This window comes from Streptomyces sp. NPDC092370, assembly GCF_044755265.1.
Classification (GTDB): domain Bacteria; phylum Actinomycetota; class Actinomycetes; order Streptomycetales; family Streptomycetaceae; genus Streptomyces.
Genome location: NZ_JBIVQO010000002.1, coordinates 969,088 through 984,577 on the forward strand (window position 1 = coordinate 969,088; position 15,490 = coordinate 984,577).

General features: G+C 71.3%; 14 protein-coding genes and 1 pseudogene. 4 read left to right on the forward strand and 11 right to left on the reverse strand.

Annotation, left to right across the window (positions count from 1 at the left end):
• Nucleotides 1–19: 19 nt before the first annotated feature.
• From ACIQHQ_RS10850 to ACIQHQ_RS10860, 3 genes are all read right to left on the reverse strand, one after another.
• Nucleotides 20–1,027, reverse strand: coding sequence for a FecCD family ABC transporter permease (locus ACIQHQ_RS10850; RefSeq protein ID WP_402611525.1), 1,008 nt, complete (start codon nt 1,025–1,027; stop codon nt 20–22).
• Complete coding sequence (locus ACIQHQ_RS10855) at nt 1,024–2,178, reverse strand: FecCD family ABC transporter permease (protein ID WP_402611526.1); 1,155 nt, start codon at nt 2,176–2,178, stop codon at nt 1,024–1,026. Before ACIQHQ_RS10855 ends, ACIQHQ_RS10850 begins: the two co-directional genes overlap by 4 nt.
• Nucleotides 2,179–2,255: 77 nt before the next feature.
• Entirely contained in the window at nt 2,256–3,233 is a 978-nt protein-coding gene (locus tag ACIQHQ_RS10860) for an ABC transporter substrate-binding protein (RefSeq protein WP_402611527.1), read from the reverse strand.
• 85 nt (nt 3,234–3,318) lie between these two features.
• Between ACIQHQ_RS10860 and ACIQHQ_RS10865 the strand changes: the two genes are divergently transcribed.
• On the forward strand, nt 3,319–4,518 hold the full coding sequence (locus tag ACIQHQ_RS10865; protein WP_402611528.1) for a hypothetical protein: 1,200 nt from the start codon (nt 3,319–3,321) through the stop codon (nt 4,516–4,518).
• Between the two features lie 419 nt (nt 4,519–4,937).
• Here the strand turns inward: ACIQHQ_RS10865 and ACIQHQ_RS10870 are convergent, their stop codons facing one another.
• On the reverse strand, nt 4,938–5,858 hold the full coding sequence (locus ACIQHQ_RS10870) for a hypothetical protein (RefSeq protein ID WP_402611653.1): 921 nt from the start codon (nt 5,856–5,858) through the stop codon (nt 4,938–4,940).
• 291 nt (nt 5,859–6,149) lie between these two features.
• Nucleotides 6,150–6,353: pseudogene (locus tag ACIQHQ_RS10875) on the reverse strand (helix-turn-helix domain-containing protein); the annotation flags it as partial.
• A gap of 346 nt (nt 6,354–6,699) precedes the next feature.
• Here ACIQHQ_RS10875 and ACIQHQ_RS10880 point away from each other — a divergent pair.
• Entirely contained in the window at nt 6,700–7,254 is a 555-nt protein-coding gene (locus ACIQHQ_RS10880; RefSeq protein ID WP_402611529.1) for a DUF4232 domain-containing protein, read from the forward strand.
• Nucleotides 7,255–7,407: 153 nt separating this feature from the next.
• Here ACIQHQ_RS10880 and ACIQHQ_RS10885 read toward each other — a convergent pair whose 3' ends face one another.
• Nucleotides 7,408–8,286, reverse strand: coding sequence for an alpha/beta fold hydrolase (locus ACIQHQ_RS10885; protein ID WP_402611530.1), 879 nt, complete (start codon nt 8,284–8,286; stop codon nt 7,408–7,410).
• Between the two features lie 136 nt (nt 8,287–8,422).
• Here ACIQHQ_RS10885 and ACIQHQ_RS10890 point away from each other — a divergent pair, with 136 nt between their 5' ends.
• Nucleotides 8,423–10,369, forward strand: coding sequence for a BTAD domain-containing putative transcriptional regulator (locus ACIQHQ_RS10890; protein ID WP_402611531.1), 1,947 nt, complete (start codon nt 8,423–8,425; stop codon nt 10,367–10,369).
• A 430-nt stretch (nt 10,370–10,799) separates the two neighbouring features.
• Here the strand turns inward: ACIQHQ_RS10890 and ACIQHQ_RS10895 are convergent, their stop codons facing one another.
• On the reverse strand, nt 10,800–12,095 hold the full coding sequence (locus ACIQHQ_RS10895) for a cytochrome P450 (protein WP_402611532.1): 1,296 nt from the start codon (nt 12,093–12,095) through the stop codon (nt 10,800–10,802).
• A 24-nt stretch (nt 12,096–12,119) separates the two neighbouring features.
• On the reverse strand, nt 12,120–12,314 hold the full coding sequence (locus tag ACIQHQ_RS10900) for a ferredoxin (protein WP_402611533.1): 195 nt from the start codon (nt 12,312–12,314) through the stop codon (nt 12,120–12,122).
• 209 nt (nt 12,315–12,523) lie between these two features.
• Between ACIQHQ_RS10900 and ACIQHQ_RS10905 the strand changes: the two genes are divergently transcribed.
• Complete coding sequence (locus ACIQHQ_RS10905; protein ID WP_402611534.1) at nt 12,524–13,159, forward strand: DUF6875 domain-containing protein; 636 nt, start codon at nt 12,524–12,526, stop codon at nt 13,157–13,159.
• Between the two features lie 107 nt (nt 13,160–13,266).
• Here the strand turns inward: ACIQHQ_RS10905 and ACIQHQ_RS10910 are convergent, their stop codons facing one another.
• The 3 genes from ACIQHQ_RS10910 to ACIQHQ_RS10920 form a co-directional block, all read right to left on the reverse strand.
• Nucleotides 13,267–13,830 (reverse strand): hypothetical protein, encoded by a 564-nt coding sequence (locus tag ACIQHQ_RS10910; protein ID WP_402611536.1) that lies wholly within the window; start codon nt 13,828–13,830, stop codon nt 13,267–13,269.
• Entirely contained in the window at nt 13,830–14,042 is a 213-nt protein-coding gene (locus ACIQHQ_RS10915) for an MbtH family protein (protein ID WP_402611537.1), read from the reverse strand. The genes ACIQHQ_RS10910 and ACIQHQ_RS10915 overlap by 1 nt, the downstream gene beginning before the upstream one ends.
• Nucleotides 14,043–14,128: 86 nt before the next feature.
• Nucleotides 14,129–15,469, reverse strand: a complete 1,341-nt coding sequence (locus ACIQHQ_RS10920; RefSeq protein ID WP_402611538.1) for a cation:proton antiporter — start codon at nt 15,467–15,469, stop codon at nt 14,129–14,131.
• Nucleotides 15,470–15,490: the final 21 nt, after the last annotated feature.

Here is a 15,490-nt window from a genome sequence, read left to right on the forward strand (position 1 = left end):
CTCTGTCCTCGATTCGACGTCAGAACGTACGGCTCGGCGTGCGGCGCACGACGACCAGCAGCAACACGGCGCCGAGGCAGGCGGTGAGCGCCCCGACCGGCAGCGTGAGCCGTCCGGAGTCCAGCGCCCCCGCCAGCAGCCGCGAGGACAGCTGCGCCGCCGCGTCCGCCCCGCACACCACCACCGCGCCCACCAGGGCGGCGCCGGGCAGGCTCACCCGCAGGTCCGCACCGAAGACGGCCACGGCCAGGTGCGGAACGAGCAGTCCCACGAAGCCCAGCGCCCCGACGGCGGCCACCGCGCCCGCCGTCAGCGCCACCGCGCACAGCAGGGCCAGGGTCCGGGCCGGGCGGGCCGAGAGGCCGGCCGCCAAGGCGATGTCGTCCCCGCAACGCAGCAGGGTCAACGGCCCGGCCAGCAACCAGGCCGCGACCCCCCAGACGAGGGCCCACGGCCACAGCAGGTGCCAGTGCTGCCACACCCGGCCCTCCGTGGTGCCCACCAACCACTGCACGACACTGCCGAGTTCGCCCGGCTCCACGAGGAGCACCATGGCGGTGAGTCCGCCGAGCACCGCCGACACCAGCACCCCGTGCACGGCGGTCTGCGCGGGGTCACCGTGTCCGCGGCCGGCGAGCAGCCACAGCAGCGCGGCTCCGGCGCACCCGCCCGCGCACGCGGCGAGGACCACGGCCAGGGGCGAGTCCCACCCGGCGAGACCCAGGGCGGTAGCGGTGACGGCTCCGAGCACCGCCCCCGGGGTCACGCCCGTCACCTCCGGCCCGGCGAGGGGATTGCGCAGGGCGGACTGCAGGACCAGCCCCGCGACGGCGAGACAGGCACCGGCGACGAGCGCCACCAGCAGCCTGGGCAGGCGCAGTTGGAACAGGATGTGACGCTCCGTCGCGTCACCGCCGCCGTTCAGGACGTCCCAGGCCACGCCCGGGGACATGCCGCGCCCGGCCACCAGTTCCACGCCGGCGCACACGATGGCCAGTGCCGCGAGAGCCGTGAATCGCCGGGTCACCGTACGTCCTCCGTTCTGGTCGCCCCGGAAGGGGGCGGGCGGCCGTCGTCGAACCCGTCGTGCCCGGGCGCGTCTGCGCCGACGTCGTGCGACGTGCCGGCACGAGGGATGTCGTCCTCGGCACCGGAAGCCGCCTTCCTCGGTCCGGGCAGCGGCTCGCGCACCGCGGCCGAGGCGGCAGACCGGCGCCGGGCCGCCCGGCCGCGACCGCCCGACCGCATCAGCGCGACCCCGGCCGGCACCCCCAGCAGGGCCGTCCACGCACCGGCCGGCGTCTCCACGGGCGCCAGCGCCAGCCGGGCCGGGACATCGGCGACCGTCACGACGGCCGCACCCCAGGCGGCGGACCACGGAAGCCGGCGCACCGCCCCCGCCGCGGGGTCGAACCACCGGGCCAGGTGCGGGGCGAGGAAGCCCACCCACGCGACAGGCCCGCACACGGCCGTCACCGGGGCGATCAGCACCACCGCGATGGCCAGTGCCGCCAGCCGGGCGCGCTGCGCGCGCACACCCAGCGCCTCGGCGTCCTCGTCGCCCAGCCGCATCACCGACAGCACCGGCGCGCACAGCACGAGCGCGGGGGCCGCGACCAGCAGCCACGGCCACAGACCCGCCACGTCGTCCCAGGTCCGGGCGGACAGGGAGCCGAGCAGGTAACGGTAGATGAGCTGGAGGTCCAACTGGTCGGCCATGACCATCAGGACGAGCAGCGCGGCCTGCAACGCGGCTGCCACCGCGGCGCCGGTCAGCAGCACGGCGGACGGACTGCGGCCGAGCCCGGCGGCCAGGAGCGTGAGCCCGCCGCCGAGCGCGGCCCCGCCGATGGCCAGCATCGGCTGGACGGCGGCGGGCAGCGACAGGCTCAGCACCAGCGGCGCGGCCACTCCCAGCGCGGCACCGGACGACACGCCCAGCATCTCGGGCACCGCCAGGGGATTGCGCAGCGCCTCCTGGAGCACCAGCCCGGCCGCACCCAGACAGGCTCCGGCGACGAGCGCCAGCACCAGGCGGGGCACGCGGAGTTCGGTGACGACGATCCCGGCGAGCGTGGTGTCCCCGTCCAGCACCGCGGCGACCAGCCGGTGCGGTGGGACGTAGGGGGTGCCGAGACTGAGCGCGCAGACCGAGGAGACGGCCAGCAGGACGACCACCAGGAGGGGCTGCCCCCTCCGCGCGGCGCGCGGCGCCCGTTGTCCGCCCGACGTGACGGGTGCCGACAGGGGCGCCCTCACCGCAGGGCGGCCGTGGCCTCGTCGAGGACGATGCCGAGTGAGCGGGTGCCGCGGCCCTTGGCCCACACTTCCGAGTTCACCTCGTGGACGTCGCCGTTCTTCACCGCCGGGATCTTGCCCCAGAGGGGGTTCTCGGCCAGCTTCTCCGACAGCCTGCCGTCCGCGTCGCCGAAGCCGAGCGTCTCGACGAACAGCACATCGACGTCCTGGGCGAGGATCTCTTCGAGGCTGTAACTGCCCTCCACACCACGGGACTTCCACGGGTAATCGGCGATCTTGGGGAAGAGTCCGGCGGCCACGTCGGTCTCCGGGGTCGCGACGCCGAAGTTCTCGTCACTGCCGTAGATGATGAGAGCGGTCTTGTCGCTGGGAGCCTTCTCGGCTGCGGCGAGTTTGGTCCGGAAGGTCTTCTCGGCCTTCTCGCCCTCGGCGGTGCGCCCGGTGAGCGCGGCGAGGTCACGCAGGTACCCCACACTGTCCTCCCACGACTCGGGCTGCATGGCCCAGAACGTCGTGGCGCCCTTGAGCGCCGGGGCGAGCTTGCCGTGCGTGTCTCCCAGGCCGATCACGAGGTCGGGCTTGTGGGAGAGGATCGCCTCCACCTCCGGGGCGATGAATCCGCCGGGAATGACGTCGACCTGCTTGGCCTTCTCCTCCCCCAGGAAGTCCGGGTGGGCGAGCAACGCGCTGTTGGTGGCCGTCGGGACGATGCCCAGTTCGGTCAGGATGTCGTCGCAGAGTGCGAACAGGCAGACGATCCGCTCGGGTTCCTTCTTCAGAGAGACCTTGACGCCCTTGGTGTCGGTCAACTCCGTGGACGCCTTGATGGGTTCGACGGTGACGTCCGTCTTCGCCGCCGGCCTGGCCTTGCCACTCGCGGGTTCTCCGGACGACGAGCCGCAGCCGGCCAGAACGGAACCCACCACCGCTGCGGTGATCCAACCACGGACGAATCTCGACGGTGCGCGCAGCATCGATGCCCTCGCTCTTTCGCAGATACCGGGAACACACCGAAGATACATGATAATCGTTTTCACCAGGCCGGTTTCTGGAGGACCCATGCCCGCTGACACACCCGTGCTGCTCGTCTCCGACCACGTGGACGGATCCGTCCATGTGCTGACCGTGCCGGACGGCGCCGTCGTGGGAAGCCTGACCGGCCGTCACCTCTCCGAGCACGCCGGGTTCCTGGCGCTGCCGGGCGGGCGGGTGGCCTGCGTCGACGACCGTCGAGGGGAGCTGCTGGTACTCGATCCGTTCGCCGAGAAGCTCGTGGAACGCGCGGTCCCGGTCGCCGTGCCGGCCGAGCACCTCGCCTGCGACCCGTCCGGTCGCCGCCTGGCCGTCACCACCGGACTGGGCGAGAACGCCGAACCGTGGTCGGACCTGCTGACCGTGCTCGACCTGGGCACCGGAGACATGGCGCGGGTGCGCACCCGCGTCGGCGAACCGGGCGTGACGGTGCTGGGCGGCGACGATCCGCTGGTCGTGCTCCGGCACCGAGAGCCCGGGGAGCTGGCCGTCCACCGGTTCGCCGGCCTCCTCGCGGCTCCGCCCGGCTGTCCCCCGGTCACACCGCACGCGGTCCTGCCGCTGCCGGACGACGGGCACGGGGACGCGCAAGTCCCCGGCACGGGAGACGTGTTCGCGGCCACGGGCGAGGGAGTTCACCGGGCCCGGAGGAAGGGTGACGTCCTCGTCGACGAGGACGTCATCCCCTGGGAGTCGCCCGGCCGCGGCTGGTACCTCCGGCTCGATACCCGCCGGAGGGCGCTGTGGAGCACGCTGCGCGGCGGCGACCCGGACCCGCTGCGCTGGCCGGAATGGACCAACCAGGCCTGGCAGCACGACCTGGAGACCGGCCGCACGCTCCACACGGAACTCGGCCCCGGACTCGTCTTCCGGCTGGCCCTCGCCCGGCGCCACACCGCCTTCACCCGCATCCACCCCGACGGCGACGAACTGGTCCTCCTGGGCACCGACGGCGCCGTCCGCCGGATTCCCCTGCCGGCCATGGAGGGCGCTCCGCGTCGCGGCGGCACCCCCTGGGAGGGCGTCCAGCGCCGGGCGGTGGCCGCCTCACCGGGCTCCGACTGGATCGCCGTCAGCCGGGGCGGCCACGGCGAGGTGCACCTCGTCGACGCGGAGACGGGGCGCGAGGTGACCCGTCTGCGGCCGGGTACTCCGCTGCACCACGGCGGCCACATGACACTGCGCAGCCGCGGCGACGGTGCCGACGGTGATCCCGTGGGCCGGTGACGACGGGTTCGGGCCGGCACGGTCGGGACGTCCGGGGCACGTCAGGAACCGGTGAACCAGGCCGAGTCTCGTTGAACGCCTCTCCCTCACCAGGTGTCTGCCAGGTCCGTGCGACGTCGTGCCAGACATGGCCCGGGTGGAGGCTGCTCGCGCAGCCGGTGATCCAGCCGCGCAGCGAAACGTCGTAAGCCGTGACGATCCGGCAGGTCAGCAGAGCACCCCGGTCATGTCCCACCAGGTCGACGGGACCGGGCGGTTGCCGCAGTGTGCCGGCCAGCCACGCGAGGTAGTCCTCCGTGCGGCGGGCGCATCGCGACGGCACCGGCTCACCGAACCCGGGAAGCCGCAGGGCGATGCTGTCGGTTCCCGCGACTGCTCGGTCGCGACATCCGGCACGGGTGCTCATGCCGCCGTAGGGTTCATTCCTCCCGTTTGAACCACGCGGTGCCGCCGATCGGGTATCCGTAGCGCGGGCGGCCGGTCATGGCGCTGGTACGGAAGGGCTCGCTCTGGTCGCTTATCTGCATCGTTCCCTGGCGGCCGCCGCTGGACCATTGCAGCTCCAGATACCACCTCACGTAGCGGGAGCCGGTGTGAGCGGTGATGGAGAGCACTTCGGGGTCGGATCGGCTGACGCTGTAGGGGAAGCCGCGCTGGCCTTTCCTCGGGACCACGGTGGGCCGTGCGGCGTCGAGGTCCACCCCGAACGGCCTTGTCGCCACACCTCCGCCGCAGCCATCGCCCATGTCGTACGCGTTCCAGGCCAACGGCGCTTCGGAGTCGACCACCCGGACGTACAGCGACTCGATGACCACGGCCTGCTCCCCGGTGCCCTGGACGGTCAACGCCACGCGCTGCTCGCCGGCCGGGACGGCGCCGACTTCGCCCGCCCAGCCCTGGGCGTCCTGCGCCAGCGGCGGCTGCGGAACCTCGGTGGGGGGCCGGTCGACCAGGTAGGAAGCGTCGCAAGGGCTCTTCCAGGCGTGGGCGCGGACGCTCACCGTCAGTGGCGCGGGTCCGCGGTCCGGGGTGGTGTTCTCGGCCCGGTCCGGGGCCACCGTGGCACCGCCGCTCACCGACGTCGACGGCCGCGCTTTCGGCGTCTGCGAGGCGGAGGAGCGACTTGGCCGTGCGGAGGGGGACGACGACGGGGACGCAACTGCAGGCCCGTGCGACGCCCGGGACGCGGCGGACCGGGTGTGCGAGGCGCCCGACGGCCGGTCGTCCGGAAAGTCGCCACCTCCCAGGTTCACGACGAGCACCGCCGACAGGGTGACGACGGCCAGGGAGCTCGCGGCGACCAGGGCCGGCCGCTTGCGGAAGCCGAGGCGATGCGACATCGGTCGCCGGGCGCGCGCCCCTGCGTGCGGTGGTAACTCGGAACCGGGTTCGGACAGGCCCCCGGGCACGGGCTCGGTCGCGGGCACGACAGCCGGCTCGGGGCCGGCCGGCGGTCCCGCTGCGGGTTCGGCCGCGGTTTCCGGCGCACGCTCAGGCTCCGCGGGGGGTGCGGCAGATGCAGAGCCGGGTTCGGGCACACGATCCTGAACGGCGGCCACCGCCGCCGCGGTTCGCCGGGCGTGTTCCCGCGCCGCATCCGCGATGACCCAACGCCGGTGCAGCTCGACCACTTCCTCCGGAGTCGCCTTGCACACCCGAGCGAAACGCGAGAGGGACGCGTAGTCGGCCGGCACCCCTTCCCCCCGGCAGTAGCGGTGCAGGGTCGAGGTACTCATGTGCGCCCGCTTCGCCAGTGCTTCGTAGCTCAGCCCGGAACGTTGCTTCAACTCCCGCAGCAGTGCCGCGAAATCAGCTGTCTCCTCAGCCGCCCCCACCAGTCCTCCATCTCGTTCGGCATCCCACGAAGGGAACGTTCCCCCAGGTCACAGCCAGTTCCCACATCCCAGTGTGCCGAAGTGCCCGTCCGCAATGGCGGATGGGACGGAGCGTGGTCCAGGCTTTGATCATCCAAGCACGCCGTCCCGGTCACCCGGCGACGGCGCTGTGGAGTCCTCTGGAATTGGCACGAAGTCGGCCTTGGGACGGGGCCGTCGCACGGCAGCGTCCCGGCGTCCGGCCGGGCAGCGGCACCGCCGGCCGGCATGGCGCACCACGGCACGACCGACCGTCGGCCAGGACCAGAAGTTCACTTTTCGGAACATCACAGAAAGCAGTCTTCTCATGCGTATCGCCAACCGCTTCACCGGCCGCGCGGCCGCCTCGTCCATGGTCGTGGCCGCAGCCCTCTCGCTCGCCGCTGTCCAGACCGCGGGCCAGACGGCCTCCGCCGCCACCCCGAAGAAGGCCGCTTCGATCGTCGACTGCACGACGGAGAACACGAAGCTGACGGTCAAAGATGTCCCCCGCCCCATAAACCACCTGTTGCTCACGGCCACCAACACCGGCACCAAGCCCTGCAACGCCTACGGCGCGCCCTTCCTGGCCGCCGGCGCCGGGGCCCAGGCCGCCGTCCCGTGGCTGGAGTCCAGCCGGCCTCAGGCCGTGGTGACGCTGGCTCCCGGAGAGTCCGCGTACGCCGGCATCGGGACGTACACGCCCGACGGCTACGAGGGCCACACCGCCAAGACCCTGGGCGTGTCGTTCTCCAACAGGCAGCTGAACGGCTCGATCGGTGAGGGCAAGACGCTGAAGCTGCCCAACGGGGGCGTGTACTTCAACAGTTCCAACTACGTCACCTACTGGCAGAGCGACGTGGACAACGCCCTGTTCGGCTGAGCCGTCCGGCGTCCCACGGCACCGTCACGGCAAGACGCGCGGTCAGGGGTGCGCGGCGAGCACCGCTGGTGGTGACGGTGCCGTGGGAAGCGGAGCATGAGCGCGAACAGGGGTCATCCGGCTACTCGGCCGACACCGCCCGTCTGCCGCATCTCATCGCTTCAGCAGATTCAGGATCAGCGTGGCGACGTCCTCCGGAGCCTCCTCGGCCATGAAGTGCCCCGCCCGGGTGGTGAAGTGCCGGAGGTCGGTGGCCCACGGCCGCCAGGTCGCCGCGGCGTCGAACCCCAATTGCCGGCCCCAGTCCTGCTGGACGACCGTCACCGGCATGGTGAGCCGGTTACCGGCGTCGTGGTCGGCCTGGTCATGTTCGATGTCGACGGTCGCGGTGGCGCGAAAGTCGGCGACGATCGACGCAACGGCATTCCGGCACGCACGAAGGTATTCGGCGCGCACGTCCGCCGGGATCGCGTCGGAACCGGTGGACCAGGTGTCGAGGAAGTGGCCGAAGAACGCGTCGGCGCTGCCCGCGATCATCTGCTCCGGCAGGCCGGGCGGCTGGGCCATCAGATAGAGGTGGAAGCCCACCGCCGCGCTGACTCCGTGCAGGACCTTCCAGGTGTCCAGTGTGGGAACGATGTCCAGGATCCCCAGGTGGGTGACCCGGTTCGGGTGGTCCAGGCCGGTCCGGAAGGCAACGTGCGCGCCACGGTCGTGCCCGACCAGCGCGAACCGGCCGAACCCGAGTGCGCCGGCCAGGGCGACGATGTCCGCGGCCATCGTCCGCTTCGAGTAAGTGTCGTCGGCGACTGCTTCCGGCTTGCTGCTGGCGCCGTAGCCGCGAAGATCGGGGCAGATCACGGTGTGGTGCTCGGCCAGGACGGGAGCGACATGCCGCCACATCAGGTGGGTCTCGGGAAAGCCGTGGAGCAGCACGAGCGCCGGTCCTTCCCCACCGACCGCCGCGTTCAGTTCGATGCCGTCGGTCACACCGATCGGCCTGGTCGTGAACCCCGGAATGGTGATGCTCATCTACGTCTCCTCGTGCTCGAACCCGTGAGCGTCTGCCGCTCACGGGTGGACGGCGAACGAGAGGAGGATCGGGCAGCCGGATCAGCAGGGGATCAGCAGCGGCAGCCCGAAGTGGGTGCGGGATGACAATGAGGGCATGGAGATCCTCGTCAGCGTGCTCGGGCCGATCGAGGTCACGGATACCGAGGGCCGCCCTGTAGCGATTGGCAGCCGACGCCGCCGCGAGGTGCTGGGACGGCTGGTCGCGGCCGACGGCCGGGCCGTCCCGCTTCCCGTCCTGATCGATGATCTCTGGGAGGACCCCCCGCCGACAGCGGCCGGGACGGTCCGCACCTTCGTCGCCGAGCTGCGCCGCGCCCTGGAACCGGACCGTCTCCCGCGAACCCGCTCGCAGGTCATCGAGACCGTCGGTACCGGCTACGCCCTGCGGATTGCCCGGGCACAGGTCGACGCGCACCGATTCGAGGACACCCTTCGGGCCGCCGGCGACGCACCCGGCACCCAGGTGGCCGACGCGCTGAGCGACGCACTCTCGTGGTGGCGGGGCGAGCCGTACGCAGACCTCGGCGCCTCATCCTGGCTGGCGCCGGAGCGCGCCCGCCTGACCGAATTGCACCGGCGAGCCGTCGAGTCGCGCGCCCGGGCGGTGCTCGACCTCGGACGCGGCGCGCCCCTCGTTCCGGAGCTGGAAGCGTTCGCGACCACACACCCTTGGCGCGAGCACGCCTGGGCACTGCTGTCCCGTGCTCTCTACCAAGCCGGCCGCCAGGTCGAGTCGCTAGCCTCACTGCGCGACGCACGGACCAGGCTTCTGAGTCAGTTCGGACTGGAGTCGGCGGGCAGCCTCGACCACCTCGAACGTGACATCCTTCAGCACGCTCCGCACCTCGCGCCCACGCCCCGGGACGAGGACCGGCTACGCCTGCTCACGCGCACGGAAGCGACGGGGACCTACACCCGGCTCCGCTCGATGAGCACCGTGGCCAGGGCCGCCGCGGTCACAGGCGGCACCAACCTGGTCCTTGCCCAAGAGCAACGCGCCGCGGCGGCCGCGGAAGCGGAACGGACCGGAGACGCCGCCCTGACCGCCCGTGTGATCGCGGCGTACGACGTCCCCACCATCTGGACGCGCGCCGACGATCCCAGACGATCCCAGGCCCTGGTCGCGACCACCCGACGCACTCTGCACCGACTGGGGCCAGGGGCCCCACCCGCGCTTCGGGCACGGCTCCTCGCCACCCTCGGGACGGAGCATCGCGGAACCCGAGACCACTGGGCCGCCGAAGCCGCCGCCGAAGCCGAACGACTGGCCCGTGACCTCCACGACCCGGGCGTACTGGCACTCGCGCTCAACGCCCGGTTCGTGCAGTCCTTCCAGCGCCCCGGGCGCACCGGCGAGCGCGACCTGATCGCCGACGAACTCATCGACCTCTCCGCGCGGCACGATCTCCCGATGTTCGAGATCCTCGGACATCTGATCAGGATCCAGGTCTGCGCGGCCCGCGGCCGGAGCGAGGCCGCACAACGCCACGTCATGGCGGCCGAGCAGCTCGCCGTCGTCCACGAGACCCCGCTCGTCCACGTCCTCACCACCGCTTTCCGGACCATGCGGCTGGCAGAAGAATCGAACGACCCCGTCGAGGTCGCTCACGCCTACCGCGCCCTGGCCACCGACCTCGCCGGCGCCGGCATGCCCGGGGTGGAAACCGGCCTCCTCCCGCTTGCGCTGCTCTCACTCCGCCTGCGTCACGGACGTCCCGCGCCGACGGACCCCGGTCTCGACTGGGGCCCGTACCGTCCCTGGGCCCAGCCCCTGGTGCACCTCGCGCGGGGCGACCTCACGGCGGCTCGCCACGCCGCCGGCACCCTGCCCCCACCTCCTGCCGACCACATGTACGACTCGCTGTGGGCCGTCAACGCGCATAGCGCGACCCTGCTCCAAGACACCTCACTGGCCGCGCAAGCGCGCGGGGCCCTCTCCTCCCTGCGCGGCGAGGTCGCCGGCGGAACGACCGGCATGATCACCTTCGGTCCGGTCGACGACATCCTGGCTGTCCTCGATCAGCACGTCGATCACCGATGACAGCCGCCCTCGCCGTCCGCTGCCTTTGGAGGCTCGGACGGGGGTCGGCAGCGGGAAGCGGTGCGGGTGCCTGTGGACGACGACCTGCCCCGCTACCCCGACGAGGACCTGCTCCTGCGGGTGCGGCCGGTGCTGCGTACCCTCGTCGGTCGCACCGTGCTCGCCGTACGGAAGACGTTTCCCCCCAGCTCGCGTCCTGCGCGCGGGCAGCCGCGTGACGGACGTGCGGCCCGAGTCGAAAGAGCAGCCCCGGCACGCCGCTCGACGGGCGCGAATGGCCGGCGGTCGACGCGGTGGCGGTGCAGCCGGAGAGTTCTCCCCCGCGCAGTCCGGTGCGCAAGCCGCTTTTCCCCAAGCCGTCCGGCGTCCCTCCTCGGCCGAGGACCGGCTCCGGTGGGACTGTGGCCGAAGTCCCACGTCGTCGCCGGGCTCAGGGACGGTCGGGCCGGAGAACCACCGGCAGCCGGGTCAGGCGCCATTGCCCGGGCAGCTGCATGCGCTCGCGCCGTTCCAGTTCGGCCGGTTCCAGGGCGAGGCGGACGTCCGGGTAGCGGTCGAACAGTGAGCCGAAGGCGATCTCGGCTTCGAGCCTTGCGAGGGAGGCGCCCAGGCAGTAGTGGATCCCGTGACCGAAGCCGAGGTGGTTCTCGGCCTGGCCGGAGGGGTGCCGGAGCAGGTCGAGGCGGTCCGGGTCGGGGTAACGGCGCGGATCGAAGTTGGCCGAGACGAAGACCAGGAGCACGGCGTCGCCGCGCGGGATCCGGGTGCCGGCGATCTCCAGGTCCTCGGCGGCGTAGCGCAGTCTGCTCGTCTGGACCGGCCCGCACCAGCGCATCAGCTCGTGCACCGCGCCGGGCATCCCTTCGGGGTGGGAGCGCAGGTGGGCGAGCTGGTCGGGGTGGGAGAGCAGGGCGGCAGTGCCGTTGCTGATGAGGTGGGCCGTCGTCTCGTGGCCGGCGAGGACCAGGGTCACCACGAAGGTGACCAGCTCGATGTCGCTGATGCCGGCCTCCGCCGCGTCCTGGCCCCGGATGAGTCCGCTGAGCAGGTCGTCGCCGAGGTCGGCACGGCGTTTCTCGATCAGCCGGTGGGTGTGTTCGATCATCGCGGGGAACGAGGTGGCAAGGCGTTCCGGCCGCATGGCGATCAGGTCCTCGCCCCACTGCTGCCACTTGTCGCTGTCCGCCTCCGGGACGCCCACCAGCTTGCAGATGACCTGGATCGACAGCGGATAGGCGTAGTGCGCGAGGAGGTCGGTGGCACCGTCGACGGCGTGCCGCGGCAGGGCGTCCAGCAGCCGGCCGGCGATCTCCTCGATCCGGGGCCGCATGTCCATGACCCGGCGGGCCGTGAACTCGCGCAGCACCCGCTTGCGCAGCCGGGTGTGCTCGGGCGGGTCGGTGTCGAGCATCGAACCGAGCAGGTAGGGACGCAGCTCCTCGGGGATGGCGAGCATGTCCATCATCTTCAGCCGCGGGTCGTCGCCCGTCGCACCGGGCACCGAGGCCGGGGTGTTCACCAGGCGGCGGTCGTGCAGCAGCGCGCGGACGTCGTCGTGGCGGGTGACGAACCAGGCCGGTGTGCCGTCGAGGTACCGTCCGTGCACGACGGGCGCCCGCTCCCGCAGGCGTCCATAGCCACCGAACGGATCGGCCATCAGGTCCGGGTGCATCGCGTGCGGTTCGGCGTCGAGCTCGTTCTGCGGAACGGGGGGAGACGTGGACATGCGCTTCGGCTTCTCCTCGTGACGTCAGTCCTCGGCGACGGTGATGGCCTGCACGGGGCAGGCCAGTTCGGCCTCACGGACCGATGGGTCCTCCGTGCCTTCCGCGCCGTCGGGCAGCACGTAGACGATTCCCATGTCGTCCTGGGCGAACAGGGCGGGGGCGGTCAGCGTGCATTGGCCGCTGCCGATACAGCCGTCTCGATCGATGCTGATGCGCACGTGTGCGGCTCCTCTGAATTCTCTGGAGGGCAGGGGCACGAATTTTGCCGTCTCATCGATATCGGCACCGTGCGGTCGACGCTAGTGCAGGGAGTTTCGATCGGGCAAGCTGGTCCGTGACTCACCCCGGGCCCATCCGGCTTGTCCCGCCAGCGGGACAAGCCGCCGACAATTCATGCCCGCCGGCGCTGATTGAGAGGCTGCATTTCATGAGTTCCGGTGAAAGTGCCGTCAGCATTGACTCCACGCTCGCCGCCATCGACTCGTGGCTGACCGAATACATTTCGGCCCGCCATCCGGAGATCGGCCGCATCGGCCCCATCTGCCCGTTCGTGGCGCCTTCGCGCAAGAACCGGACGATGGAGATACGAATGCGGTTCGTCGGTCAGTCGCCCACGCTCGAACTCATCGAGGAGATCGCGCGCAGCAGTCTGCGCGAGTACGGGCTCATCTCCTGGCAGGGCCGCAACCCCATGCTGCGGGCGATGGTCGTCGCCCTGCCCGACCTGCGCTCCGAGGACACGAAGCTGCTCGACGAGGCGCAGCTGCGCGTGAAGGACGACTTCGTCGCGCAGGGCCTCATGGTGGGACAGTTCCACGAGAACTGTGAGGTCCCGGCGGCCCGCAACCCCGACTTCGCGGTGAGCAAGGCGCCGGTCCCGGTCCTGGCGATCCGCGCGATCGCCCTGCACGACATCTTCTTCCTGGCCGAGCACCGGCACTGGTTCGAGAAGTACCGGGAGAAGTTCGGGCAGTTCTACACCCCGCAGGCGATGGAGACCGAGGACCGGTTCCGGGTGGAGCACTACCGGCGGGCGGCCCAGGCGTACGGCTACCCGACGTAGCGCGCGGAAACGCCGAGGCGGCGGGCCCGGTTCGGGGCCCGCCGCCTCGTGTGTCCGCGACCGAGGCGCCGAGGCCCGGTCGCTGCCGGTGGAACTGTGCGCGCCGGTCAGGAGGAGGCGGTCCCGGCCCCGACGCGCTCCAGGGCGATGCGGGCCAGCCGGTGGATCCCGGCCGGGTCGGGAAGGCGCACGTTGACGAACGAGAGGATGTCGCCGCTGACGGCAACCGCCCAGGAGCCCTCGATCCGATAGCCGTCGGAGGTCGTCACCCACCGGGTGACGAGGCCCTCGCCGGCACTGTTCTCGAGCGGTTCGACGGCAGCCTTGGTCACGTCGAACTGCATGCCGTCGTTCAGCTGCATCCGGTAGCTGTCGCACTTGTGCAGGGCTTCCGCGAACTCCTGGAGGATCCGCTGGGCGGCGGCACCGCGGAACCGCGCGACGTGGTGGAAGACCACCGAGCCGACGACGTTGGTGTAGAGCCCGGCGGCGTGGTCCACCGCCTCCGGGTGGGAGCCGTGCGTGAGCGTGTTGATCAGATCGATGAGGACCCGGCCGGACTCGTCACCGGAGAGGAAGACGGGGTCGTACGCGACGCTGGGCTCCTCGCCGAAGAACGACTCCTCGAGGTCGTCCTCGGTCAGCAGGAACTGCTCCACGGTGTCGCCCATCACGCTTCTCCCATCTGACGTACGAGGCTGAGCGGGCGCATATCGGTCCAGTTCTCCTCGACGTAGTCCAGGCACGATTGCCGGTCGGTCTCCGTGAGGGCCACGTTCCAGCCCGCCGGCACCTCGGCGAAGGCCGGCCACAGCGAATGCTGGCCTTCTTCGTTGACGAGCACGAGAAACGTGCCATCGGGGTCGTCGAAAGGATTGGACATTCTCTGCTCCCTCAGTAGGGCGGCGGACACACGCATTTCTCGCGCGGAATATCGCGGCGACGGAAATGACGTTCGCAGGGCGCCAATCATTCCCTGATCGGCGCGTTCTCGGAATTCACATTATCCGGCGCCGGGCCGGTGAGGAAGGTCTCTTGTCCCCCACCGGTCCGTCCCGCCGGCGGGACAGCCGGGCCGGTGCCCTGGGGCACCGGGCGTACGGGGTAGATCAGCTGGAGCAGGGGACCGGCCATCGCCGTGGTGACGAGGGCCATCACGACCATGATGGAGTACAGCTCGCCGTCGAGCGCGCCCAGTTGCAGTCCGACGGTGAGGATGATGAGTTCCGTCAGGCCCCGCGTGTTGATCAGTACGGCGAGCGCGGTCGCCGGACGGTTCTGCATACCGGTGGCGCGCGCCGCGGCGAAGGCGCCGACGAACTTGCCGCCCACCGCGACGGCCAGGATGAGGCCGAGTTCCAGCAGGTCCGTGCCGTTCATGCCGGACAGGTCCACCTTCAGGCCCGCGACGATGAAGAACATCGGCAGCAGCAGGAAGTCGTTGAGGGAGGAGATGCGCTCACGCACCTGGCCGGTGACAGCCGACGGTTCGCCCCGGGTGGTGCGTCGCGGCATGACCGCGCCGAAGACGAAGGCGCCGAAGATGAAGTGCAGGCCGATCCACTCGGTGAAGGCGGCCGACAGCAGCAGGCCGCTGAGGGTGAGGACCATCGCGGCCGGATTGCCGGGCCCGGTGAGCCGCCGGTGCTCCAGGAGGCGGCGCAGCCCGGGCCGCACGACGGTGAACATCAGCACGACGTACGGCACGAACAGCAGCAGGAGCCACTGCGAGCCGGTGCCCGCCCCGCTCATCGCCACCACCACCGCCAGCAGGGTCCAGGCCAGGACGTCGTCGATCGCCGCGCAGGCCAGCGCGACCGTTCCCAGCCAGGTGCGCTGCATGCCGCGGTCGGTGAGGATCCGGGCCAGCACCGGGAACGCGGTCACGGACATCGCCGCTCCCATGAACAGCACGAATCCCGTCCGGTCGTCGGTCGGGTGGTTGCCGAACAGGTAGAGGGCGAGCAGGGCGCCGAGCAGGAACGGCAGGATGATGGAGCCGACGGCGACGGTGCCCGCCACGAACCGGCGTCCGCGCATCAGGCCCGCGTCCAGCTCGGCGCCGACCGCGAACATGAACAGGGCCACGCCGATGTTGGCGAGGGCGGCGAGGAAGGGCCGGATGTCCTCGGGGAACAAAGCGTCGGAGACGGTGCCGTTCAGCAGTGTCGGCCCCAGCAGCACGCCGAGGAGCACCTCGCCGATGACGGGAGGCTGCCGTAACCGCCGTGCCAGGGCGCCGGCCGCGAAGGCCAGGAGCGAGATCGCGGCCAAGGCGAGGAAGAGCATGGTCATCTGATGGGTACTCATAGCCGTACGCTCCCGATGACG

Bases quoted from the DNA above. Each gene is read 5' to 3' on its own strand.
- ACIQHQ_RS10920 (WP_402611538.1), bottom strand. From the start codon at position 15,469: ATGAGTACCCATCAGATGACCATGCTCTTCCTCGCCTTGGCCGCGATC.
- ACIQHQ_RS10870 (WP_402611653.1), bottom strand. From the start codon at position 5,858: ATGTCGCATCGCCTCGGCTTCCGCAAGCGGCCGGCCCTGGTCGCCGCG.
- ACIQHQ_RS10860 (WP_402611527.1), bottom strand. From the start codon at position 3,233: ATGCTGCGCGCACCGTCGAGATTCGTCCGTGGTTGGATCACCGCAGCG.
- ACIQHQ_RS10885 (WP_402611530.1), bottom strand. From the start codon at position 8,286: ATGAGCATCACCATTCCGGGGTTCACGACCAGGCCGATCGGTGTGACC.
- ACIQHQ_RS10890 (WP_402611531.1), top strand. From the start codon at position 8,423: ATGGAGATCCTCGTCAGCGTGCTCGGGCCGATCGAGGTCACGGATACC.
- ACIQHQ_RS10880 (WP_402611529.1), top strand. From the start codon at position 6,700: ATGCGTATCGCCAACCGCTTCACCGGCCGCGCGGCCGCCTCGTCCATG.
- ACIQHQ_RS10895 (WP_402611532.1), bottom strand. From the start codon at position 12,095: ATGTCCACGTCTCCCCCCGTTCCGCAGAACGAGCTCGACGCCGAACCG.
- ACIQHQ_RS10865 (WP_402611528.1), top strand. From the start codon at position 3,319: ATGCCCGCTGACACACCCGTGCTGCTCGTCTCCGACCACGTGGACGGA.
- ACIQHQ_RS10915 (WP_402611537.1), bottom strand. From the start codon at position 14,042: ATGTCCAATCCTTTCGACGACCCCGATGGCACGTTTCTCGTGCTCGTC.
- ACIQHQ_RS10905 (WP_402611534.1), top strand. From the start codon at position 12,524: ATGAGTTCCGGTGAAAGTGCCGTCAGCATTGACTCCACGCTCGCCGCC.
- ACIQHQ_RS10910 (WP_402611536.1), bottom strand. From the start codon at position 13,830: ATGGGCGACACCGTGGAGCAGTTCCTGCTGACCGAGGACGACCTCGAG.